The 23239-nt window shown below is 39.7% G+C and carries 21 protein-coding genes and 3 pseudogenes; 11 read left to right on the top strand and 13 right to left on the bottom strand.

Going from position 1 to position 23239, the window contains the following annotated elements:
- Positions 1 to 36 precede the first annotated feature (36 nt).
- Positions 37 to 402, top strand: a complete 366-nt coding sequence (locus HWV01_RS09105; RefSeq protein WP_249185494.1) for a transposase — start codon at positions 37 to 39, stop codon at positions 400 to 402.
- Positions 403 to 513: 111 nt separating this feature from the next.
- Here the strand turns inward: HWV01_RS09105 and HWV01_RS09100 are convergent, their stop codons facing one another.
- Both HWV01_RS09100 and HWV01_RS09095 read right to left on the bottom strand, forming a co-directional pair.
- A complete protein-coding gene (locus tag HWV01_RS09100) occupies positions 514 to 1131 on the bottom strand; it encodes an RraA family protein (protein ID WP_211675073.1) in 618 nt (205 codons plus the stop codon).
- Between the two features lie 116 nt (positions 1132 to 1247).
- A complete protein-coding gene (locus tag HWV01_RS09095; RefSeq protein ID WP_211675072.1) occupies positions 1248 to 1787 on the bottom strand; it encodes an MAPEG family protein in 540 nt (179 codons plus the stop codon).
- Positions 1788 to 1908: 121 nt separating this feature from the next.
- On the opposite strand from HWV01_RS09095, the pseudogene HWV01_RS09090 reads away from it, so the two are divergent.
- Positions 1909 to 2928 (top strand): annotated as a pseudogene (locus HWV01_RS09090) (IS110 family transposase).
- A gap of 275 nt (positions 2929 to 3203) precedes the next feature.
- Here the strand turns inward: HWV01_RS09090 and HWV01_RS09085 are convergent.
- Both HWV01_RS09085 and HWV01_RS09080 read right to left on the bottom strand, forming a co-directional pair.
- Positions 3204 to 3770 carry a nucleotidyltransferase family protein gene (locus HWV01_RS09085; RefSeq protein ID WP_211675071.1) on the bottom strand — a complete coding sequence of 189 codons (567 nt, stop codon included), beginning with the start codon at positions 3768 to 3770 and terminating at the stop codon, positions 3204 to 3206.
- A gap of 117 nt (positions 3771 to 3887) precedes the next feature.
- A complete protein-coding gene (locus tag HWV01_RS09080; protein WP_211675070.1) occupies positions 3888 to 4268 on the bottom strand; it encodes a DUF4440 domain-containing protein in 381 nt (126 codons plus the stop codon).
- A gap of 116 nt (positions 4269 to 4384) precedes the next feature.
- Here HWV01_RS09080 and HWV01_RS09075 point away from each other — a divergent pair.
- A pseudogene (locus tag HWV01_RS09075) lies at positions 4385 to 4937 on the top strand (transposase).
- Between the two features lie 407 nt (positions 4938 to 5344).
- On the opposite strand, the gene HWV01_RS09070 reads toward HWV01_RS09075, so the two are convergent.
- Entirely contained in the window at positions 5345 to 5782 is a 438-nt protein-coding gene (locus tag HWV01_RS09070) for a hypothetical protein (RefSeq protein ID WP_211675069.1), read from the bottom strand.
- A gap of 119 nt (positions 5783 to 5901) precedes the next feature.
- Here HWV01_RS09070 and HWV01_RS09065 point away from each other — a divergent pair, with 119 nt between their 5' ends.
- A complete protein-coding gene (locus HWV01_RS09065; protein ID WP_211675068.1) occupies positions 5902 to 7056 on the top strand; it encodes an IS110 family transposase in 1155 nt (384 codons plus the stop codon).
- Between the two features lie 402 nt (positions 7057 to 7458).
- On the opposite strand, the gene HWV01_RS09060 is transcribed toward HWV01_RS09065, so the two are convergent.
- The 5 genes from HWV01_RS09060 to HWV01_RS09040 all read right to left on the bottom strand — a co-directional run bounded on the left by HWV01_RS09060 (position 7459) and on the right by HWV01_RS09040 (position 10233).
- The gene (locus HWV01_RS09060; RefSeq protein ID WP_211675067.1) at positions 7459 to 7959 is read right to left on the bottom strand and encodes a DUF2199 domain-containing protein; all 501 of its coding nucleotides are present in this window, start codon (positions 7957 to 7959) and stop codon (positions 7459 to 7461) included.
- Positions 7960 to 8095: 136 nt separating this feature from the next.
- Positions 8096 to 8362, bottom strand: coding sequence for a hypothetical protein (locus HWV01_RS09055; protein WP_211675066.1), 267 nt, complete (start codon positions 8360 to 8362; stop codon positions 8096 to 8098).
- Positions 8363 to 8463: 101 nt separating this feature from the next.
- Positions 8464 to 9234 (bottom strand): alpha/beta fold hydrolase, encoded by a 771-nt coding sequence (locus tag HWV01_RS09050; protein ID WP_211675065.1) that lies wholly within the window; start codon positions 9232 to 9234, stop codon positions 8464 to 8466.
- 147 nt (positions 9235 to 9381) lie between these two features.
- On the bottom strand, positions 9382 to 9849 hold the full coding sequence (locus HWV01_RS09045; protein ID WP_211675064.1) for a hypothetical protein: 468 nt from the start codon (positions 9847 to 9849) through the stop codon (positions 9382 to 9384).
- Positions 9850 to 9963: 114 nt separating this feature from the next.
- Positions 9964 to 10233, bottom strand: a complete 270-nt coding sequence (locus tag HWV01_RS09040) for a hypothetical protein (RefSeq protein WP_045110775.1) — start codon at positions 10231 to 10233, stop codon at positions 9964 to 9966.
- A gap of 1067 nt (positions 10234 to 11300) precedes the next feature.
- Here HWV01_RS09040 and HWV01_RS09035 point away from each other — a divergent pair.
- Complete coding sequence (locus HWV01_RS09035) at positions 11301 to 11615, top strand: hypothetical protein (protein WP_211675063.1); 315 nt, start codon at positions 11301 to 11303, stop codon at positions 11613 to 11615.
- Positions 11616 to 11653: 38 nt separating this feature from the next.
- On the opposite strand, the gene HWV01_RS09030 is transcribed toward HWV01_RS09035, so the two are convergent.
- Entirely contained in the window at positions 11654 to 11905 is a 252-nt protein-coding gene (locus HWV01_RS09030; RefSeq protein WP_211675062.1) for an ogr/Delta-like zinc finger family protein, read from the bottom strand.
- Positions 11906 to 11992: 87 nt separating this feature from the next.
- Positions 11993 to 12925, bottom strand: coding sequence for an IS1595 family transposase (locus HWV01_RS09025; RefSeq protein WP_211675061.1), 933 nt, complete (start codon positions 12923 to 12925; stop codon positions 11993 to 11995).
- Between the two features lie 102 nt (positions 12926 to 13027).
- Here HWV01_RS09025 and HWV01_RS09020 point away from each other — a divergent pair.
- A pseudogene (locus HWV01_RS09020) lies at positions 13028 to 13996 on the top strand (integron integrase).
- Positions 13997 to 14072: 76 nt separating this feature from the next.
- Here the strand turns inward: HWV01_RS09020 and gyrA are convergent.
- A complete protein-coding gene (gene gyrA, locus HWV01_RS09015) occupies positions 14073 to 16784 on the bottom strand; it encodes a DNA topoisomerase (ATP-hydrolyzing) subunit A (protein ID WP_211675060.1) in 2712 nt (903 codons plus the stop codon).
- Positions 16785 to 17033: 249 nt separating this feature from the next.
- On the opposite strand from gyrA, the gene ubiG reads away from it, so the two are divergent.
- The 5 genes from ubiG (at position 17034) to HWV01_RS08990 (ending at position 23214) form a co-directional block, all read left to right on the top strand.
- Positions 17034 to 17732, top strand: a complete 699-nt coding sequence (gene ubiG / locus HWV01_RS09010; protein WP_211675059.1) for a bifunctional 2-polyprenyl-6-hydroxyphenol methylase/3-demethylubiquinol 3-O-methyltransferase UbiG — start codon at positions 17034 to 17036, stop codon at positions 17730 to 17732.
- A 595-nt stretch (positions 17733 to 18327) separates the two neighbouring features.
- Positions 18328 to 20601, top strand: a complete 2274-nt coding sequence (nrdA, locus tag HWV01_RS09005) for a class 1a ribonucleoside-diphosphate reductase subunit alpha (protein ID WP_211675058.1) — start codon at positions 18328 to 18330, stop codon at positions 20599 to 20601.
- A gap of 88 nt (positions 20602 to 20689) precedes the next feature.
- Complete coding sequence (gene nrdB, locus HWV01_RS09000; protein WP_211675057.1) at positions 20690 to 21820, top strand: class Ia ribonucleoside-diphosphate reductase subunit beta; 1131 nt, start codon at positions 20690 to 20692, stop codon at positions 21818 to 21820.
- Positions 21820 to 22095: a class I ribonucleotide reductase maintenance protein YfaE gene (gene yfaE, locus HWV01_RS08995; RefSeq protein WP_211675056.1), complete on the top strand. Its 276-nt coding sequence runs from the start codon at positions 21820 to 21822 to the stop codon at positions 22093 to 22095. The genes nrdB and yfaE overlap by 1 nt, the downstream gene beginning before the upstream one ends.
- A 276-nt stretch (positions 22096 to 22371) precedes the next feature.
- Entirely contained in the window at positions 22372 to 23214 is an 843-nt protein-coding gene (locus HWV01_RS08990; RefSeq protein WP_211675055.1) for a DUF692 family multinuclear iron-containing protein, read from the top strand.
- Positions 23215 to 23239 lie beyond the last annotated feature (25 nt).

Below are 23239 nucleotides of genomic sequence, written 5' to 3'. Positions count from 1 at the left end.
CATTGGTTTACTGCGCATTCATCATGACGAGCGAGAATGATTGATACAATCAATCAGCACGCTGATTTATCGCTAGCGAACACTGACACATCCAATAATACCGTTACCTTCAGATATAAAGACGGACAAACTCAAGCAACTAAAACCAGAGCCTTACCGACATTGCAATTCCTCTGGCTTATCTTGCAGCATGTGTTGCCGAAAGGGTTACAGCGGGTGCGCGATTACGGTTTTTTACACGGTAATGCCAAACGGCTGAGAGTACGCATTAAAACTATATTGCTACATCTGTTCAGTTGGAAAATACATGAACTCGTCGCAACGTTCACTGCGAAAGCCATCAGGATTTGTCCTTGCTGTCAGCATGAAATGAGGTGTGTTGGCATTACACGAACGACCTAGCCGAAAGGTGAACATAATAGGAATAGTGGCATTAACATTACAGTTGGAGATATTAAACTTATGGTGAACACTCGAATAAGGTGTCGGCTGCGCGACACCTATTCTTATATGTTAGGCTTTTTGTTTCGCAGAACTTATTGCTTGAACTATTTTAGCTCTATGGTTCGCTTCCCACTCAGATAGCGTTAATGAAGCTTCTTCACATGCTTTCTTTGAGGCTAATAAAAATACTTCCTCTCTTCTTGCTTTAGGGATAACCACAATACCCTCTTCATCTGCAACAATTACGTCTCCCGTAGAAACCTTTGCTCCCCCACAAGTAATTGAAACACACAACTCAGTATAGACCTTCTTCTTACCTGGTACAGGGTAAACACCTTTCGCAAAAACTGGAAATTTCATATCTGAAATTTCACCCAAGTCCCGAATTACACCATCAATAATGAAGCCTTTTATCCCTCGATTATTAGCGACTGCGCATACGTTACCGCCCGCGACTGCATACTCGCTATCAACGCCGTCCACAACGATTATGGAGCCTTCAGGTGCTTCGTATATTGCAGAATGAAGCATTAAATTATCACCTGAAGCTAATTGAACCGTGAATGCCTCTCCGCAGATTCGCGGCATACCCTGCCAAAGAGGGCCGATGTTGTAATCAATAAAGTGGTCATTAGTTAGTATGTTTCCGTACTCGGTTGTCGCCAATTTAGAAAAATCTTGCTTCATATTTATACTCCATGTTCGAACAAAGCATAACGCTTACATAAGCGGAAAATTATAGTTGGCTAAAATTTTGAGGTACGAAAAACAGCCAACTGTAAATTTTCCGTTTAATGTTCTTGTTAGCTTACAACTACACATACCTGATAAATAATCAAAACCAGAAGTAACACAACGGTTGAATAAAATGTTAGTGCAAAACCAAAGGCTCTAGATGCAGCTCCACTTTTGTAGCCTTTAAAGAATAAAATACGACCCAAAGCAAAAAGAACTGAACAAAGAGGTATAGCTGATAGCCAAGAAACGGGCATTAAAAAACACCATGCGGTATATACAGAAATTGCAATAACCAACTGCTCTACTGTGTTTTGAAGCAAGCTTTGTAGTAATGATGCATTTTCACTACCTTTAGTTAAAGCACTACCGTCAATATCGTCAGGGCTAAAAAAACGAAACTTAGCCAAGCGGCCAATAGAAGCAACTAAACACAGAGTAGGTAGAATGACTGATAGCCCAAGAATCTCAATTCTACCTTGTGCATTCACGATCAGCGTATATGAAAAAGGGTCTAAATAGGTAGCGAGAATGATAGTAAGTACAGAGACGGTCATGGCAAAAGCCATACCTTTGAATACGCCTAATTGTTTATCTGAAAGTGCCAAACCTTATCCTTGTAAGCTAGACATAATGACTCCCACAAGGTGCTAGCCTCCAACTTCGTGGGTTAGTTTTAAAAACCAGAGCCATAATATATTTGTCAAAAATATAAAACTGGAGACTAGCATGAGTAAACATAACATAGTTTTTATTGGCATGGACACGCACAAATCAGTTATTGAGGTCGCTTATATCGAAGATGTGCGTGGCGTCAAACCGATTCATCTAGGCAAAAGTCCATCGGCTAAACAAGCGGTTACTAAACTGGCCCGTCAGTTTGAGTCTAAATGCCCACAAGCCACATTACACTTCGTTTATGAAGCTGCCCCTGTGGTTATTGGATCTATAGATTGCTCACTTCACTTGAGCATTGTTGTTATGTCATCGCACCATCATTAATTCCGAAAAAACCTGGTGATAAAATTAAAACAGACAAACGCGATGCCATGAATTTAGCTAAATTGCTAAAATCTGAAGATTTAACGGCGATTTACGTACCTGAGCCAGAAGATGAAGCTGTACGTGATTTATCTCGCGCCAGAGAAACAGCAATGAAAGATCTTAAAGACGGTAAATATCAACTTAAAGCGTTGTTACTACGAAATAATGTTACAGCAAAAGTGAAGGACAATTGGTCGAAGCAACATTTACGCTGGTTATCCGAATTGATCTTACCGCCCCCTGCTCAACAGATAGTTTTGCAGGAATACAAACAATAACCGAGCGTATAAATCGATTAAAACGGCTCGATAATGAACTTGAGCATCATGTTAAAAACTGGCGCTATTACCCCATGGTAAAAGCGATCCAAGCGATGCGAGGTGTACGCTTACTTGTAGCAACTGGTGTTACTCGGGGATCTAACCCGTTTCGACCATCCAAGAAAGCTAATGAGTTATCTTGGACTTATCCCCAGTGAGCACAGCAGCGGTGGTAGCCGTAAGATTGGTTCTATTACCAAGTGTGGTAATAGTCGAGCAAGGCGCTTACTTGTTGAAGGATCGCACACCTATCGCTTCGCCGCAAACATCTCCAAAGAGCTGCAACTTAGACAGGAAGACCTAGGTAAAACTATCGTTGATATCGCGTGAAATAGTGCTGACACCCGTAGAGCCAAAATTACGGCTATCGAGAGTGCCTGCATGATAAAAGTTGTTAAGTTAGCGTATAGAATCAAGCATCGGGTGTGGCACAATCACCGACGGCGTTAGGATGGTAGCTAATGAAAGTTAGCTGATCCACGAATATCAGCATGATAACCGTAAATACTAACCAACCAAATATGGCTAATCCAATGCTTCTTCTCCGTATGTGAATAAGGCATAAGTGAGTAGCAATAGAAATAGTGTGATTTTCATACTTATAGAAAGTTAACGCCAGCCTCATGTACCGCAGGTCAAATGTTGGCACTTGTTAGCTGGTTAACCCCATGGGTACACCTTTACTTTCGGCCAGCGAGCCTTATAGCCAGTGGTCATTTTGTTGTAGCAGGCCTCTGTCATTGCTCGCTTATTAGGTTTAACTAACATATCGAAAGCATCTTCTAAACCATAAGGAGCATAGATAGCTAGGTCTCCATAAGAATCGAGAGTAAAGCCTATAGCAAACGCAGGTAACCAAGACTCAATACCTTGCTCCACACTAACATATGCTGCGATTGAACAACCAAACCTTTGGAGGTAACGCTCATGCATTGTCGCTTGATTCTTAAGATCCACTTCAACGCTATGCCGTATACGTTTAGTAATGCTTAGTTCGAACAACTCTTCTGAAACAGCATTGCTCTCATCAAAATAAACAATGTCAAAATCTTTAACTTTATCGAGCAACTCTTTTTCACCCAAGCTGTTCCAAATTAATTGAGTTATCGCTCCGCCAGCAATGTAGAAATTAGGTAAACCAACATCCCTGCACGCCTCAGCTGTTTCCATCAACTCAGGAACCGACTTGATTAATTGTTGTAGTTGTAGTTGTAGTTTTAGTTCCATCTTCCTAACCTGTTAACGCCCGCCACAACTGCCGGAACAAGGTGGCTTGATTTTTCCCCCCTTCACAAAAAACAAGACAGTTTGCGGAGGTCAGATTACTGGCCCTTGTTATGAGTTTTAAGCTGGGGAATTCCAGCTATCTAAACAAATTAGCCATTCTGACCCAACGTTTTCCCAGACCAATATATTTTTTCCAGTTTGAGTGATCGTTTTTCCGTTTTTATCTGGGTTTGTCATCACCCAGTTAAACAGCCAATACGCTAGCTCTCCACCTACCCGTACCTCTATCGTTTCTACTTTCTGAAACCGATAGCCAGCATTAAACGTATTTTTCCAGAAGTTACTTACACCTTCTCGAGTAGTAATTCTACTGAAATTAGGCGCTAAAAATTGTGTTTCTTTTTTATACAGATTAGCTACGCCTTCATAATCTCCGGCATTGAATAACTCTATAGAACTATCACATAATTTCTGAAAATCTTCTTTTTCTTTAGTCATATCATTCCTTATTGATTACTCATAGACATAATGACTCCCCACTAGGTACTAGCCTCCAATATCGTGGGTTAGTTTTTGAAACCAGAGTCACAACACACTTATTACAATATGTTAACATGGTTTTTATTGGCATGGACACACACAAATCATTTTTTAAGCTCGCTTATATTGAAGATGTGCGGGGCGTCAAATAAATTCACCTTGGTAAAATTACACTTACTAAACAATCGGTTATAAAATCAAAACCGACAAACGTGATGCTATAAATCTCGTTAAGTTGCTAAAATCAGAAGACTTAACCGCGAACTACGTACCAGAGCCTGCAGATAAAGCTGTACGCGATCTATCTCGAAGCAGCATTACGCTGGTTAACTGAACCGATCTTGCCAAACCATGCACACATATTGTTTTTAAAAAATAAAGACGAACAATAACAGAACGAGCATAGTAGTGGTGGGAGTCGTAAGCTCGGTTCTATCACCAAGTGTGGTAATAGTCGAGCAAGACGCTTACTTGTTGAAGGAGCGCACACCTATCGCTTTGCCGCAAACATCTTCAAAGAGCTGGAACTTAGACAGGAAGACCTAGGTAAAACCATTGTTGATATCGCGTGAAATAGTGCTGACACCCGTAGAGCCTAAATTAAGGCTATCGAGAGTACCTGCATGATAAAAGTTGTTGAGTTAGCGTATAGAATCAAGCATCGGGTGTAACACAATCACCGACGGCGTTAGGATGGTAGCTAATGAAAGTTAGCTGATCCACGAACATAGACTGAAGACAGGTGTCACGACGCCTCTTGATTCAAGAAAAGTAGTAAGGTAGGCGCTGCTTGCGAAAGCAAGTAATCCACGAATATCAGCATGATAACCGACGAATATACTTGCTTCATTCTTACGTTAACTCACTTTATTTAATGAAAGTGAATTTATGGCTATATTTTTTAGCAAGGATCTCTGCGTTTTACTTGACGTGGGGAGTCATACCAACGCCCCAATAAGAGGCTAAAATTTGTTGGCTAAAATAGTGAGGCACGAACGACAGCCAACATGTTTTAGTCCTGCTTTATTGGCTTGTTATATGGCATTGACGATTTTATATAAGCCACATAAACCAATTAACCCTATTGGTATAAATACCAATTTAATGCCTTTAATTCCAATACCGTAATGTAATTCATAAAACCTCCAGTATTCTCTGAACCTATTAAATCCAAAAGAAAGAGTAACAATAGAAACAAAAATAAAGGGTATTACAACCATAGAACCGAATACAAGCGCAATCCCCCATGGAACTAGCTCGGGGTTATTATCTGTAATGCTTTGTAAAAAAGGTATTGGCAACGATAAACCAACAAAGTGGAGTACCACTGAAATATTATTAATCCATTGATTATTTCTTTTGAGTGTATCAAATGAAGAAAAATTTAATTCATAATTTTTATTTACAGGAAAAAATTTACTCCATAAAACCATGATTATAGGGGTAAGAAAAATAGATAAAGCTAACTCCATGTGATCCCTGCCATATAGACATAATGACTCCCACAAGGTGCTAGCCTCCAACTTCGTGGGTTAGTTTTAAAAACCAGAGCCATAATATATTTGTCAAAAATATAAAACTGGAGACTAGCATGAGTAAACATAACATAGTTTTTATTGGCATGGACACACACAAATCATTTATTGAGGTCGCTTATATTGAAGATGTGCGGGGCGTCAAACCTATTCACCTAGGTAAGAATCCATCAACTAAACAATCAGTTACAAAATTGGTGCGTCGGTTCGAATCAAAATACCCACATGCAACCCTACACTTCGTTTATGAAGCCGGTCCTTGTGGTTATTGGATCTACCGTTTGATCACATCACTCGGCCATTGTTGTTATGTCATCGCGCCTTCGCTTATCCCCAAGAAACCAGGCGATAAAATAAAAACCGACAAGCGTGATGCAATGAACCTCGCTAAATTGCTTAAATCAGAAGACTTAACCGCTATTTACGTGCCCGAGCCTGAAGATGAAGCGGTACGAGATTTATCTCGTGCCAGAGAAACTGCAATGAAAGATCTTAAAGATGGTAAATATCAACTTAAAGCCTTGCTGCTGCGAAATAATGTTACAGCAAAAGTGAAAGACAATTGGTCAAAACAACATTTACGCTGGTTAACCGAATTGATCTTGCCGCACCCTGCTCAACAGATTGTTTTGCAGGAATACATACAAACAATAACTGAGCGTATGAATCGATTAAAACGGCTCGATAATGAACTTGAGCATCATGTGAAAAACTGGCGCTATTACCCCGTGGTAAAAGCGATCCAAGCGATGCGAGGTGTACGCTTACTTGTAGCAACTGGTGTTGTAGCAGAGCTCGGGGATCTAACCCGTTTCGACCATCCAAGAAAGCTCATGAGTTATCTTGGACTTGTCCCCAGTGAGCACAGCAGCGGTGGCAGCCGTAAGATTGGTTCTATTACCAAATGTGGTAATAGTCGAGCAAGACGCTTACTTGTTGAAGGAGCACACACCTATCGTTTTGCCGCAAACATCTCCACAGAACTGCAACTTAGACAGGAAGACCTAGGTAAAACCATTGTAGATATCGCATGGAAAGCACAGCTTAGGCTGTGCCGCAGATATCAAACCATGTTACGTCGAGGCAAACACTATAACGTGATTGTCACGGCAATAGCGCGAGAAATGATTGCCTATATCTGGGCGATATCGCGTGAAATAGTGCTGACACCCGTAGAGCCAAAATTACGGCTATCGAGAGTGCCTGCATGATAAAAGTTGTTGAGTTAGCGTGTAGAATCAAGCATCGGGTGTGGCACAATCACCGACGGCGTTAGGATGGTAGCTAATGAAAGTTAGCTGATCCACGAACATAGACTGAAGACAGGTGTCACGACGAAATAAGTAAGGTAGGCGCTGCTTGCGAAAGCAAGTAATCCACGAATATCAGCATGATAACCGACGAATATACTTGCTTCATTCTTACGTTAATTCACTTTATTTAATGAAAGTGAATTTATGGCTATATTTTTTAGCAAGGATCTCTGCGTTTTACTTGACGTGGGGAGTCATACCAACGCCTGCATTTGCGGCAGTTTTGTGGAGCGGCGAAGCCGCGTAGCAAAGCTGTCCAAGCCACGAAGTGGCTGATGCAACATGCACTTGTTAAACGGTTTAGCGACATAGGTCAGAATACTCACTAGCACGATGTATTGTAATGCCGCACTGTTGTTCTTTATATAATGAGCACTCGGGATCTTTAATTGAAATTAATGGCCTTGAGGTAGCTCCAGTAAGCTGCACTTCAACCTCGGAGTCTTCAGAGTTGGTATTAAGATGAATGTTGTTTGCCAGCAACCCACCCATTCGCGGCTCATTCGATTGATCACTTTCATCCCAAAGCTCCCAGATTCGATTAAAGCTATTTGAGGACACTTGTGCCCATGCTCCTATTGCGTAATCCCTTCCTGAGTCTTTGACAGGCAGAGAAATAATACACCTTATGTAGAAGTACTCGTCATTGCACACAACGTAATCGTTGGTGTATTTACACTGCTCATCAATATCTTCCTGATTCATGCAAGCGATAGCATCAGGCATACGATAAGATAGTTCCATATCGTTGGCCGGAACCATTTTATCGCAGCAAGGACATTTTATTAATTCTTGTGTCATAACTTCCCTGATCGTTTAACGCCTTTAGCACAGGCCGTAGCAAGTAGGCGTGTTTTTTGGAACAAAAAACATGACAGCTTGCGGAGGTCCAGCACGAAGTGCGGTTGTGCCTAAACTTGTTAAATGCTGGTTGATACTAAGGCTTCTCAATGTCTGCCAGCTCCATTTGCTTATATGGGTTCCAGTCTTGAGATTTGTCTTTATCTTCACCCCACCACTTACATTTATCTTGAGCAACCCAAGTTAAACGAATTTTCTTAAGATGCTCTTCGGTTGAGTGTTGATCATACTCAACTCCCGACTCACAACCACAAGAGTCGCAAATTTCAAAAGTAGTACAGTTGAAATCATCTAATACTGTGATTTCTTTAAAACCACAAACTGGGCAGCCTTGCTTATTCATTATTTGCCATTTAACGCCCGCATAAAATGCGATAATGCTTGGCTATAATTAGCGAAGAATGAGCGTCAGCCAAGCGTTTGACGTCATTTTTGATGCGTTTGTTAGGTTGTTGGTATCGCGTTCTTTATCGCTTCTGCTAGTCCATCTGCGTTTTCCCACGCCATCGAATGCCCAGCATCGGAAACAACGCTAATCGTTACCTCATGCTCATTCAACTCTGTAGAGTCGGGATCAGGCAAAGATTTACTACCAAATATGTACGTTCTGTTTGTGTCCAGAGAGTAAAACATATCACGCCAACTTGGATTCTGTCCTTCGATCAACGATAAGGCTTGCCTGTGCGTAGCAACCGATGAGTTCACGATCAAGCTGGCAGCCCATTGAGTATTCAGATTACTTATACTCTCCTGCACTATCTGGTCATGTCCGTTGTTTTTATATTCAAGTTCGGTATAGCTAGCAATTTTTTTGCTAAAAAATCCGCCTCCGCTATCGAGGTTAGCCTCACTCAACACCAGTGCTTGTAGCTGATCTTGAACTTTCTCAGCCAACACAACTGATACTGCCCCACCCATACTGTGACCGAATATTACAAATCTATCCAAACCCAAGTATTTAATAAATTCTTCAAGATAAGTCGCGTGGCTACGTATAGAGTAATCAAATTGCTCCGGTTTATCACTAAACCCCGAACCTAGTAAATCAACAAGAATTCGCCTGTGAGGAAGCAACCAATTACTCGACACTACTTGTGGGTAATCAAACGAGGATGCACAACCAATCCCATGTATAAAAATAATTGGAACTTCCGAACCGGGAAGGTCGTGGTATCTAAGAATTGCGTCGCAACTTTTTACCTTAAACTCTTTCATTCATTCCTCTGCATACTAGTTTGAAGGAGCACCGCACCAACCTAACGCCCGGCTCACCGAGCAAATTTTTGATGGCGGCTTTTGTGCGTATTTTTGCACAAAAGGTGACAGCGGAAATTTGTCCGGTGCAGCCGCTTGTTAACTGCTTTATGCCCCTGACTCAAACCTCTCATTGAACTCTATACCAATATCAGACTGAACAGAAAGCGGATAGATTGATTTGACTCCAAGAGCAATACAGAGCTCCTTTTCATCACTGAAATCCGAATCTGTCAGATTTATAACAAACTGCTCTTCATTGACATAAATAGTTACCGAGTTAACAGTGTTTTCCATTACAAATAAAGTGGCAAAAACTTCAATTGTGCCATTCACCGTTGCCCTGGCTTTGTACAAAGTAAATTCATACGGAGAAGGCTTCTCGAAGTTTACATATGGAATCAAATAACTATCAGAATACTCAATTCTCTTTAGTTCGCTTTGCACCTCTTCCCGATCAAAGCCATCCTCAACCATTCGACTCTCGTCCTCAGGCTCATAATATTCAGCCCATACAGGGTGCTGCTTAAATAAGGCTGGAGATTTCTTTTCACAATGCACGAGTTCTAGTTTCATACTTTTACAGTTAACGCCTCAAACACCGGTTTGGGAAAGTTGGCGGATTTTTGGAACAAAAAAGGTGACAGCTTTGCCAAGTCCGAGTGCTTTGACTTGTTATGTTTTTGCAGTTTAAGCACCTTTAGTTCGCTTTATTCGTTTTATTGTAAATATGGACAACAATGAAACCAGCAAGCCAATTACAAAGTAAATTGCGGTAAGAGCTGGTGTGACCACCATGTATAGCTCGTGGTAGTTTTCATCAAAGCATGATCCAGTTTTTTGATCAATAGCACCGCCCATATCCAAGCAGGAGTCCACGATTAGAAAATTATGAGAGGCATAGATAACTAACAGGCCTAGGCTAATACTTAAAATAATATCTATGATTCTAGCGTTCATACTTCCCCTGAAACATAACAGTGTATTTTACAGAATTCCGTAAAACACTTTTTTAAATTAATTAAAGAACTAAAATACTAACAGTATAGTCCATTAGTTACAATCACTTACAAAACAATTGATGCGATTTAACTTGTCTGACATACACAGAATGGAATTATTTATACGGGTCCGTAAAAGTAAATTACGAGTACAAATAAAAATAAAATAATCAACACATTAAAAATATGACAAGGCTCAAAGAAAGCCAATTTCACTCCGTTAAAACCTCATATTGCTCCTCATATAAATAATCACACGCTATAACTGTATATAACAGGCTCTGTTCCCTTTTAGTGTTGGTTTATTCAAGAGCTTCATTAAGCCAGGTTTTGTTTTCGCAAGACGCTTTGTTTTCCATAAAGATAAACCAAGCTCTTTAACGATGCTTTTAGAACCACATTGGTACCTAGTTGAAAACTTTACCACAGGAACAAGGCAATGGTTCAGCGTACTGCATCGCGAAATTATCAATGAACTGACTAATGCCGCTATTTGTAATGTTGATAGCGTAGTTTCTCTAACACATTGATTGTTAAGTATGCAGTTTGACAGCCATATAGTTAACAAAATAGATTATTACATAAACTTACACTATTCACACTAGAGTACACACCTCTTTGGTGGTACTTTGTGGAACGTATTTTCGCTGGCAGCGAGCGGGCTATGGACGTCTCTGAAACCATCGCTGATGGTAAGTTATGTACAAGTGAAGTTTATCGAGTGTAAAAAAGGCTTAAAACTAACAGTGAAAGAGTAGCCTGTTTTGGTGCTAGACATGTCGAAGGTTGTGAAGCATCAATCGTTAAACACGAGTTTACAAACTGCCTTGATGGCGAAAAACCCGAACAATCCCACGATATTGGTCTGGATAAAGCTAAAATTCAGCCTTATTTGGTTCTCCCTCAAGCGATAAAAAAGAAAGACGCCAAAATTGGGGGAGTTCAAAGTCCGTCATTGAGATTGGTGGTAACTCTTTGTTCCCAGCCAGCAACATCATTTTAAATTAAAATAATAAGTAGACAATTATGAAAGACTCAGAAAAGGAATTATTATTATGCGTTGATGATCTAAGGATAGATCGAAGACAGCTCATAACAACTCTTCAGGCTATTATTGTAAACAATAAAAATAGAGACGTAGGTGATATTGACATTCAATTCTTTGGGAGTTGCTTTGCTAATAATGGAACGTATGTCTGCGCAGATGGAGATAGCTTAAAAGGGTTTAATATTCAGTATTCTAAATTTCATCCAAACGATTCCGAATTCAATTATAATGAAGAAAATAGAAAATTAAACGTTATTAGTAATGATGCTAACTTTACACTGCAATTTAAATAAAAATATTAAAGACCCTCTTAACGAGGGTTTTCTATTACTTACAACATTGAAAGCTGTTGTTTAAGTTCTTGCTGTTGGGTAGGGGCTAGGGTTTTCAATAACTCGAAGGCTAACTGGCTTGAACTTTTCGCTGATGGGCTCAGCGTATGGCTAAAACTTAGATTCATTACAAATGAATGACCACACTCCGCATTATTACAACTGCAATATAAATCGGTATAGCTATTCGAAATTCTATTGGTTTTCTGGATGCGGCTTTTATCACCGCACTCTGGGCAAAGTACTCGCATAAAACATCCACTCAATTCACATACTGACCTGTAAATTATACGATATTAAGCTGTTATTTTATGGCTCTGTTCCCTTTTAGTGTTGGTTTATTCAAGAGCTTCATTAAGCCAGGTTTTGTTTTCGCAAGACGCTTTGTTTTCCATAAAGATAAACCAAGCAATATAATGTTCCATATAGCCAGTCCCAACACCATAAAATCGTGTCATCCAAGTTTTCCAACGCATCATAAAATTATTAAGTGTCTGAATATGATAAATTTTATCAATAACTTTTTGATTGTCCAAACTAATAAGCCGTTTATGATCGATGTTGAAACCAAGCTCTTTAACGATGCTTTGATAAGATAAATTACCATCGGTACATAGCACAGAATCAGGTGATAAAAGTGGTGTTAGTGCTAAGCTAAGTTCTTCTTTAGTATCTCGTTTTAAGACCTGATGGCTTATTGCTCCATTGCGATCTAAAGCCTGTAAAATAGGAACTTTTGGGGGATTACCGCCGCCTCGTTTTCTTGATTCTCTCAGCATTTTTTTGGAACCTTTGAAACTCTCGGGTACAAAAGTTTCATCAGCTTCAATAATGCCAAGTAATTCAGTTGGTTTGTGTTCAGAAGGGCTTTTTAGAAAACGATGTCGCCACCTAAATGCTGTTTTTAAATTGATATCTAACTTGTTAGCTGCATATCTCAAACTATTAGATAAACACATACATTCTATATATTTCAGCCACTTGCCAGGTTTTTTCATTCTAAATAGACTTGTTCCCGTTAGGGTGCTGAATGTTTTATGGCAAGCATTACAGCGATAACGTTGTTTTCCTTGCATGGTACTTCCCCATCGAGATAGCACGTGACCATTGCAATGAGGGCAGTTTGATATTTCATTTTCATGTTTGGCAAGGACTTGGCCGACTTCGTCTTTAGATAGGAGGAAGTCGATTTGATGATTTAAGCGCTTTAGTTCAACATAAGATAGGTCTTCAATACTTTCTTGAAAAGCTGCAAAAGTTACTTTACTCATAGCGGTAACCTCATGATATTGCGGTTACTATAAGTATAGCTAAAACTGCCAACACTAAAAGGGAACAGAGCCATATAACACCAGTTGAAAAGCGTATTTTATATGACAGCATCACCTTTCTTAAAATCTATACGAACAGAAATAAAAACGAAACATTACAGCTATAAAACAGAGAAGGTTTACATTTATTGGGTTAAACAATTTATTATTTTTAACAATAAACGACACCCTGAAACGATGGGAAATACCGAAATTGAAGGCTTCCTCAATTATTTAGCGGTTAAAAGAAAAGTAAGTGCGTCCACGCAAAACATCGCACTTTGTGCAATTATTTTTATGTATCGTCATGTATTAAAACAAGACATTAAAGATTTAAAATACGACTTTACAAAAAAACCAAAACGATTACCCACTGTATTATTTCCCTCTGAAGTAGAGAAAATCCTCAAACATATGTCAGGCCAGTACTATTTGATTACAGCATTACTCTATGGAGGTGGATTCAGACTGAATGAAGCTTTATCACTTAGAATCAAAGATATTGATTTAATAAATAAATCTATATTTATATTCAAAGGGAAAGGGAATAAAGATCGCTATACACTATTACCAGAATCATTAATTCCAATGATAAAACAACAGATGGAACACGCAAAAGCTATTCATGAAAAGGATATATCTCACGGTTTTGGAAGTACGTCTTTACCAACATCATTGCATCAAAAATATAAGTCATCATGACATACATATACTTGGCAATATCTATTCCCTTCAACCACAAGGTGTATCCACCCACACGATAATTATGTCTGCCGTCATCACATTCATGATACAGCCTATTCAAAAAAATTAAGAGCAGCAGTAGTCACAAGTAAAATAACGAAACGCGTAACAGCACATACATTCCGTCACTCATTTGCAACGCAGTTACTCAGTTCTGGTAGTGATATAAGAACAGTGCAGGAGTTGCTAGGTCACTCTGACATCAAAACCACAGAACTGTATACCCATGTGATCGGTAATAAGCGAGCTGGGACACCAAGTCCAATAGATACATTACGATTTTTATAAAAAAGGCCTGTTACTCTAGGAGTAACAGGCCTTATGAAGTTAATTCTCGTTTAGTACATTACTGCACTACCCTTAATTACTCTTCAGTAGCTTCTTCTGCGCTGTCTGCAGCATCAGTTGGAGTAGCTGGAACTTCTGTTGGTGCTTCTGCATTTTCTGCATCAACAACAACTGCGTTCTCGTCTTCTTCAACTTCATCGATACGTTGTAAACCAACAACTAGCTCGTCTTCACCAGTACGGATCAAACGAACACCTTGAGTGTTACGACCAACCGTAGAGACTTCAGAAGCACGTGTTCTTACTAGCGTACCGCCATTAGTAATAAGCATTAGCTCATCACCGTCAAGCACTTGCGTAGCACCAACAACTTTACCGTTACGTTCACTTACTTTAATTGAAACAACACCCTTAGTACCGCGACTCTTCGCAGGGTATTCTTCAAGTTCTGTACGTTTACCGTAACCGTTTTCTGTTGCCGTTAAGATAGCGCCATCGTTCTTCGGTACGATTAGCGATACTACTTTTTGGCCTTCATCAAGTTTGATACCACGAACACCCGTCGCTGTACGACCCATAGGACGTACACCTTTGAACTTAACTTCAGGTTTACCGTTTTCATCTAGAACCGGGTTACCGTCTTCATCAAGTACAGGCGTTTCTTCAAACTCGCAGAAACGTACTACTTTACCTTCATCCGAGAACAACATAATGTCGTTAGTACCATCAGTGATATCAACACCAATTAGTTCGTTCCCTTCATTTAGGTTCACAGCGATGATACCGCCAGCACGAGGCTTGCTGTATGCACTTAGTGCTGTTTTCTTCACTGTACCGTTAGCCGTTGCCATGAAGACAAACTTATTATCTTCAAACTCAGACACAGGTAGGATAGCAGTAATACGCTCACCTTCTTCCAGTGGTAGTAAGTTAACAATTGGCTTACCACGGGCTTGACGACTAGCTAATGGTAATTGATATACCTTCATCCAGTACAAGCGACCACGGCTTGAGAAGCACAGAATATGATCATGTGTATTAGCAACCAACAGACGTTCAATGAAATCTTCTTCTTTCATCTTCGTTGCTGACTTACCTTTACCACCACGACGCTGCGCTTCGTAGTCAGTAAGAGGCTGATACTTAACATAACCTTCATGAGACAGTGTTACTACAACATCTTCACGTTCAATTAAGTCTTCTAAATTAATATCTGCGCTGCTTGCCGAAATCTCAGTACGACGTTCGTCACCAAAGGCATCTTTTGAAGCTTGTAGCTCTTCAGTGATAACTTCTAGTAAACGCGAAGGCGTATTAAGAATATGTAATAGTTCAGCAATAACTTCGAGTAGTTCTTTGTATTCGCTAAGAATCTTCTCGTGTTCTAGACCTGTTAGTTTGTGTAAACGTAAGTCTAGGATCGCTTGTGCTTGTATCTCTGTTAAGAAATACGAACCTTCACGAATACCATACTCAGGTTCTAACCATTCAGGACGCGCAGCATCATCACCAGCACGCTCTAGCATTGTAGCTACATCACCTAACTGCCAGCCGCGGCTGATCAAGGCTTGTTTTGCTTCTGCAGATGTTGCTGATTGCTTAATTAGCGCAATGATGTCATCAATATTTGCTAATGCAATCGCTAACGACTCAAGGATATGAGCACGTTCACGAGCTTTACGCAGTTCAAATACTGTACGACGTGTAACAACTTCACGACGATGGCGTAAGAACGCATCTAGCATTTCTTTTAAAGTAAAGATTTTTGGTTGCTTGTCGATCAGTGCAACCATGTTGATACCGAATACAACTTGCATTTGCGTTTGAGCGTAGAGGTTGTTTAATACAACTTCGCCCACCGCGTCACGCTTAACTTCAACGACCATACGCATACCATCTTTATCAGATTCATCGCGTAGGGCACTGATGCCTTCAATTTTCTTATCTTTTACAAACTCAGCAATACGTTCAATCAAACGTGCTTTGTTTACTTGGTACGGTAATTCATGAACAACAATCGTTTCACGACCACGTTCATTGGTTTCAATATCGGCGCGTGCTCGGATATGAATTTTACCACGACCAGTACGGTAAGCTTGCTCAATGCCCGCTTTACCATTAATGATACCGTTCGTTGGGAAATCTGGGCCTGGAATGTATTCCATTAATTCTTCAAGACTTAGGTCTGGATTTTTAATTAATGCTAAACAACCATTGATAACCTCATTTAAATTATGAGGTGGGATATTCGTTGCCATACCCACGGCAATACCTGACGAACCATTAACCAATAGGTTAGGGATACGTGTAGGCATCACTTCCGGAATAAATTCAGTACCATCATAGTTAGGTACGAAATCTACCGTTTCCTTGTCTAAATCAGCAAGTAATTCATGCGCGATTTTTGACATTCTGATTTCGGTATAACGCATTGCGGCTGCAGAATCACCGTCAACAGAACCGAAGTTACCTTGACCATCAACAAGCATGTAGCGCAAAGAGAAAGGCTGCGCCATACGTACAATAGTGTCATAAACAGCTGTATCACCGTGTGGGTGATATTTACCGATTACGTCACCAACAACACGTGCTGATTTTTTATATGGTTTGTTCCAATCATTCTTCAATTCGTTCATCGCGAATAAAACGCGGCGATGAACTGGCTTCAAACCATCGCGAACATCAGGAAGAGCACGACCAACAATAACGCTCATAGCGTAATCTAAATAGGAATTTTTTAATTCTTCTTCAATATTGATAGGTGTGATTTCTGTGGCTAAATTACTCATATAAGCCTTTACCCCTAAGTTTTAAAGTGCTTTCTATTATATTTTTTAGAGAAAGCATTCTAGCATAATATTTACCAGCAAATACAATATATAAGAAAATTAACTCACTTGAATACAATTTTATTAACTATTTATTCACTCATCTATAAATAATACTTCTGAAATCGTTTTCTCGTTATATACTATGTCCATATTTTTATGTTTCACCTTATTACTTTTCACCTTATTAACGTATCAAGAAGACATTGTATGAATGTAGATAAACAGGAAATCGCTAAATTTGAAGCCATGGCCAGTCGTTGGTGGGATCCAGCTGGTGACTTCAAGCCATTACATCAAATCAATCCATTACGCTTAGATTACATTGATGAGCGCTGTGGCGGCTTATTTGGCAAGAGAGTTCTTGATGTTGGCTGCGGTGGCGGTATCTTAACTGAGAGCATGGCTCGCCGTGGTGCAAAAGCGCTGGGTGTTGATATGGGTAAAGAACCCCTCAATGTGGCAAAATTGCATGCGCTTGAATCTGGTACTGAAGTTGAATACCGTCAAGTATTAATTGAAGAGTTAGCAGAAGAGCAACCAAACAGCTTTGATGTGATCACTTGTATGGAAATGCTAGAACACGTGCCAGATCCAGGTTCTGTGATTAACGCTTGCATGCGTCTTGTAAAACCAGGTGGCCATGTATTCTTCTCGACAATCAATCGTAATTTAAAATCGTATTTGTTTATGATTGTTGGTGCTGAGAAAGTCTTAAAAATGATGCCTAACGGTACCCATGACCATAAGAAATTTATTCGCCCATCAGAGCTATTACATTGGGTTGACCAATCAGGTCTATTCTGTCACCACATGACAGGCCTGCATTACATTCCATTAGTAGACCAGTTCAAGCTAGGCGAGAATGTTGACGTTAACTATATGCTACACACGCAGCTTATCGATTAATGTCACGGTTAATATGATTCTCCTTTTACCTAACAGCACCTTTGCTGTTAGGTAAATAACTCAACGCCTCTTTTCCTGCTTTAAATTCACTACCTCTATATAGCCATTTACTGTCATTTAACCCAAATAACTGCGCCTACTCTAATCAACACGCGCAAACCAAAGTCATCTACTTTATAGGTAATATGAAACTTACTGCGTATAAAATGACGGTATTGTTTGTAATAACAGCCACCTCAAAAAATAATAAATTAGTACTTGCGTGGTAGTTTTATAAACGAATTAGCTGTAAATATAATCAAAATTATTGAGGATCTCCTCACAACCTTGGCAACACTTTTTTTTCTTTTTTTTTTCACTTTTGCTGTTGATTTTTGCTAACCGTAATTGATCACTGAGGCCAGAATGAAAGTCGCCACTAACTCACTAAATTATCCACATGTTGTTCAGTTTAGTGCTACTTGCCAAAACATGATTATCACACTATCTTGTATGCATAAATACAGGACAACACTACATCTTGTGTATTAACAAGAATATCAATACTAGTGTTGGTGGAAATATTCTTAACATTGTTTTAAGGTCAGTCAGCTAAATGAATAAGAATTTACTAGTTACAAAACGCAGCGGTAAGCAAGAAACGATCGATCTTGAAAAGATCCACCGCGTGATCAAATGGGCAGCCAAAGGGTTGAATAATGTATCTGTGTCACTGGTTGAGTTAAAATCTCACATCCAGTTTTATGACGGCATACGTACTGAAGATATACATGAAACCATGATCAAAGCTGCAGCTGATTTAATTAGTGAAGAAGCACCAGATTACCAATATCTGTCTGCGCGTTTAGCCGTCTTCCACCTACGTAAGAAAGCATACGGTCAATTTGAACCACCAGCGCTTTATGAGCACGTAAAACTCAATGTTGATGCGCTTCGCTATGATGCACACCTACTTGCAGATTACACAGCGGAAGAATTCGCAGAAATGGATGAGTTAGTTGATCACTGGCGTGACATGAACTTCTCTTATGGTGCAATTAAGCAATTAGAAGGTAAATACCTACTACAAAACCGTATTTCTGGTGACATCTTCGAAAGCCCACAATTTCTATATATCTTAGTGGCAGCGAGTTTATTCGCGACTTATGATAAATCTGTTCGTATGGACTACATTCGTCGTTTCTACGAAGCAACGTCAACGTTTAAAATTTCACTACCAACACCAATAATGGCGGGTGTTCGTACCCCTACTCGTCAATTCAGTTCGTGTGTACTGATCGAGTGTGACGATAGCCTAGATTCTATCAATGCAGTATCTAACTCTATTGTTAAATATGTATCGCAACGTGCTGGTATCGGTATCAATGCAGGTCGTATTCGTGCATTAGGTAGTTCAATCCGTGGTGGTGAAGCATTCCACACTGGTTGTATCCCATTCTACAAACACTTCCAGACAGCCGTTAAATCGTGCTCTCAAGGTGGCGTTCGTGGTGGTGCAGCAACATTATTCTACCCACTATGGCATTTAGAAGTTGAATCACTTCTTGTACTTAAAAATAACCGTGGTGTTGAAGAAAACCGTGTACGTCACCTTGACTACGGCGTGCAACTTAACCGTTTAATGTACCAACGCTTAATTGATAACACAGACATTACTTTATTCAGCCCGTCTGATGTTGATGGTTTGTATGATGCATTCTTCCAAGATCAGGATGAATTTGAGCGTCTATATACGCTTTACGAACAAGACCCATCAATTCGTAAGCAAACGATTAAAGCCAGCGAACTGTTTGCTTTACTGATGCAAGAACGTGCAAGTACCGGTCGTATTTACATTCAGAATGTGGATCACTGTAATACTCACAGTCCATTTAATCCAGCGGTTGCACCGGTAAGACAAAGTAACTTATGTCTAGAAATTGCGTTACCAACAAAACCAATGCAACACCCAGGTGATGAAAATGGTGAAATTGCGCTATGTACATTATCAGCGTTCAACCTTGGTGCAATTAAAGACCTAAGTGAATTAGAAAACCTTGCAGACCTTGCAGTTCGCGCACTAGATAGCTTACTTGATTACCAAGACTATCCGATGCCAGCGGCTGAAAAGTCAACAATGGCGCGTCGTTCATTAGGTATAGGTGTGATTAACTACGCATACTACCTAGCGAAAAACGGTGTTAAATACTCAGACGGTAGCGCAAACAACCTAACGCATAAGACATTTGAAGCAATTCAATTCTATCTATTAAAAGCGTCAATGAACCTGTCGAAAGAACAAGGTCCGTGTTTAGCATTTAACGAAACAACTTACGCACAAGGTATCTTACCAATTGATACGTATAAGTCAGCGTTAGATGAAATTTGTGATGAAGAATTACACCTAGATTGGGAAACATTACGTAGCGAAATTAAAGAACACGGCTTACGTAATTCAACACTAACAGCATTGATGCCATCAGAAACATCAAGCCAGATTTCAAATGCGACAAATGGTATTGAGCCACCACGTGGTTTAATCAGTATTAAAGCAAGTAAAGACGGTATCTTGAAACAAGTGGTACCTGATTACGAGAATCTGCGTGATAACTACGAATTACTTTGGAACATTCCAAGCAACACGGGTTATTTACAACTTGTTGGTTTAATGCAGAAATTCGTAGACCAAGCGATTTCATCTAACACTAACTATGATCCACAACGTTTCCCGGGGCAAAAAGTACCGATGACAACGCTGTTAACTGACCTGATGTTAGCGTATAAGTACGGCTTAAAAACGCTTTACTACCATAACACACGTGACGGTGCATCAGACGTAGATGTAGTTAAAGAAGACGAGGGCTGTGAAGGCGGCGCATGTAAGATCTAAACAATCTAATTACATACACCGAATAAACCTACCCCCTTTCATTTGGCAGCTTAGGCTGCCAATTTAATGTATAAAATAGAGATGACCAATGAGTTACACTACTTTTTGCCAAACTAAAAATGATCAATTAAAAGAACCAATGTTTTTCGGCCAGCCTGTTAACGTTGCCCGTTTTGACCAACAAAAACATGAAATTTTTGAAAAGTTAATTGAACGTCAGTTATCATTTTTTTGGCGCCCAGAAGAAGTTGATGTAAGTAAAGACCGTATTGATTATCAGCAATTACCTGATCACGAAAAACACATTTTCATCAGTAATCTGAAATACCAAACATTATTAGACAGTATCCAAGGCCGTTCTCCTAACGTTGCTTTTTTACCATTGGTTTCATTACCAGAACTAGAAACATGGATTGAAACCTGGTCATTCAGTGAAACGATTCACTCACGTTCATACACACACATTATTCGTAATATCGTGAATGACCCATCAGAAGTATTCGATGATATCGTTGCCAATGAAGAAATTCTAAAACGTGCTAAAGACATTGCTGGTTATTACGATGACTTAATCCATGCGACTCAGCAGCTACACCTACTTGGTGAAGGCACACACGTTATTAACGGTGAAAAAATTGTCGTTAACCAACGTGCCGTGAAGAAAAAGCTATACCTAGCAATGGTATCGGTAAACGTGCTTGAAGCAATCCGTTTCTATGTTAGTTTTGCATGTTCTTTCGCGTTTGCTGAACGTGAATTAATGGAAGGTAACGCTAAAATTATCAAGCTTATTGCCCGTGATGAAGCATTGCATTTAACCAGCACACAGCACATTCTAAACTTGATGGCTGACGGTAAAGACGATCCAGAGATGCAAGAGATCTCAATTGAATGTTTCCAAGAAACACTGAAAATCTTTACTGATGCAGCACAACAAGAAAAAGACTGGGCAGAATATCTGTTCAAAGATGGTTCTATGATTGGTTTGAATAAAGACATTCTTGCTGATTATATTGAATACATTACCAATACACGTATGGCTGCAGTTGGCTTACCAACGGCATTTGAAGTGAAAAGTAACCCACTACCGTGGATCAATGCTTGGTTAGTGTCTGATAACGTACAAGTTGCACCACAAGAGTCTGAAATCAGTTCATACTTAGTTGGTCAAATTAACGCCGAGATCAACCACGCAGACATAGGTACATTCGTTCTATAATGTCGATTACGCTGACAACTGATTCAGGACGCTATCAAGTTTCAACACAAGATAGCTCCCTGCTTGATACGCTTGAGCGCACTGGACATCAAATTGAATACCAGTGCCGTCAAGGCTATTGTGGCGCTTGCCGCACTACGCTCTCAAGTGGCACGGTTACTTATACAACCGAACCACTTGCAGCGGTTGCAGCGGGAACGATATTACCCTGTTGCTGTAAAGCAGATAGTGACATAACACTTGCCGTCATCGCAACAATAACGGTTTCAGCATAATATACTTATGATTAATTAAGTAACGTGTATTAACACCCCTAAAATAACAAGCCTTAACAATATTCACTATATTAAGGCTTGTTCATATTGTGATCCAACATCCATTTTCTCATCTCACAAAATCTAACTCTCAATAGCTTACGATATAGAATGTGATTTACTTTGCAAAACGAGTAAACCTTACCCATACTCCTTTCAATAACGTATAAAAACTTCAATAGCGTATAAGCACTTCAATAACGTATAAGTACCACGGCTTTAAAATAGGACAACTTTATGTTAGATGATTTAGTTGGGATCGGCATGCGTCCTGCACATTATGAGAAACTCACTAATAGCCAAATCGATATTGGCTGGGTAGAAGTACACAGTGAGAATCACTTCGAGATAAACTCAGAGGCGACGTATTACTTGGATAAAGCCTGTGATCGCTATCCCATCAGCTTACACGGTATTGGTTTAGCGCTCTCTTCTAATGAGCTACTTGATACTATCCACATTCATAATATTAAAAAACTGGTTGACCGTTATAAGCCATTTCGAGTATCAGAACACTTGGGCTGGAGCTCCATTGCTGGTCAGCATTATAGTGATACATTAGCCATTCCCTACACAGAAGAAAACCTCAAGCGTGTGATTCGACGGGTTGAACAAGTACAACACATTCTAGGTCAAACAATTGCAATCGAAAATCCGGCCTGTTATTGCCAATATAAAAATAATACCCTGACAGAAGCCGTCTTTTTGACTGAGCTACAAGCCGCTACAAACTGTAAAATACTGCTCGATATTAATAATGTTCATATTAGTAGTCATCAGCTCGAATTCAACCCTTATGATTACTTAGCGTCAATACCAAGCGGTATTGTCAGCGAGATCCACCTATCTGGTAGCAATAAACAATTAAAGAATAACCACATCACCTTCGACCAAGAACATAGCCAAAAGGTAACGCCCGAAGTATGGCAGCTATTTGAATATTATTTGCAGCATTGCAACACAATCCCGACCCTTATTGAATGGGATACTAATATCCCACAGCTCAATGAATTACTGCATGAAGCACATACAGCTCAAAAAATGATATTGAAATCACAGCGTTTTAAAAATACATGTTAATTAGAGAGTTTCACTTAATAACCAT

Source organism: Moritella sp. 5 (assembly GCF_018219455.1).
GTDB lineage: Bacteria > Pseudomonadota > Gammaproteobacteria > Enterobacterales > Moritellaceae > Moritella.
This window is presented reverse-complemented; position numbering and strand designations above follow the sequence as displayed.

Coding starts and splice junctions, on each gene's coding strand:
- HWV01_RS09105 (WP_249185494.1), top strand. CDS start 37: ATGATTGATACAATCAATCAGCACGCTGATTTATCGCTAGCGAACACT.
- HWV01_RS09100 (WP_211675073.1), bottom strand. CDS start 1,131: ATGAAGCAAGATTTTTCTAAATTGGCGACAACCGAGTACGGAAACATA.
- HWV01_RS09085 (WP_211675071.1), bottom strand. CDS start 3,770: ATGGAACTAAAACTACAACTACAACTACAACAATTAATCAAGTCGGTT.
- HWV01_RS09080 (WP_211675070.1), bottom strand. CDS start 4,268: ATGACTAAAGAAAAAGAAGATTTTCAGAAATTATGTGATAGTTCTATA.
- HWV01_RS09070 (WP_211675069.1), bottom strand. CDS start 5,782: ATGGAGTTAGCTTTATCTATTTTTCTTACCCCTATAATCATGGTTTTA.
- HWV01_RS09065 (WP_211675068.1), top strand. CDS start 5,902: ATGAGTAAACATAACATAGTTTTTATTGGCATGGACACACACAAATCA.
- HWV01_RS09060 (WP_211675067.1), bottom strand. CDS start 7,959: ATGACACAAGAATTAATAAAATGTCCTTGCTGCGATAAAATGGTTCCG.
- HWV01_RS09055 (WP_211675066.1), bottom strand. CDS start 8,362: ATGAATAAGCAAGGCTGCCCAGTTTGTGGTTTTAAAGAAATCACAGTA.
- HWV01_RS09050 (WP_211675065.1), bottom strand. CDS start 9,234: ATGAAAGAGTTTAAGGTAAAAAGTTGCGACGCAATTCTTAGATACCAC.
- HWV01_RS09045 (WP_211675064.1), bottom strand. CDS start 9,849: ATGAAACTAGAACTCGTGCATTGTGAAAAGAAATCTCCAGCCTTATTT.
- HWV01_RS09040 (WP_045110775.1), bottom strand. CDS start 10,233: ATGAACGCTAGAATCATAGATATTATTTTAAGTATTAGCCTAGGCCTG.
- HWV01_RS09035 (WP_211675063.1), top strand. CDS start 11,301: ATGAAAGACTCAGAAAAGGAATTATTATTATGCGTTGATGATCTAAGG.
- HWV01_RS09030 (WP_211675062.1), bottom strand. CDS start 11,905: ATGCGAGTACTTTGCCCAGAGTGCGGTGATAAAAGCCGCATCCAGAAA.
- HWV01_RS09025 (WP_211675061.1), bottom strand. CDS start 12,925: ATGAGTAAAGTAACTTTTGCAGCTTTTCAAGAAAGTATTGAAGACCTA.
- gyrA (WP_211675060.1), bottom strand. CDS start 16,784: ATGAGTAATTTAGCCACAGAAATCACACCTATCAATATTGAAGAAGAA.
- ubiG (WP_211675059.1), top strand. CDS start 17,034: ATGAATGTAGATAAACAGGAAATCGCTAAATTTGAAGCCATGGCCAGT.
- nrdA (WP_211675058.1), top strand. CDS start 18,328: ATGAATAAGAATTTACTAGTTACAAAACGCAGCGGTAAGCAAGAAACG.
- nrdB (WP_211675057.1), top strand. CDS start 20,690: ATGAGTTACACTACTTTTTGCCAAACTAAAAATGATCAATTAAAAGAA.
- yfaE (WP_211675056.1), top strand. CDS start 21,820: ATGTCGATTACGCTGACAACTGATTCAGGACGCTATCAAGTTTCAACA.
- HWV01_RS08990 (WP_211675055.1), top strand. CDS start 22,372: ATGTTAGATGATTTAGTTGGGATCGGCATGCGTCCTGCACATTATGAG.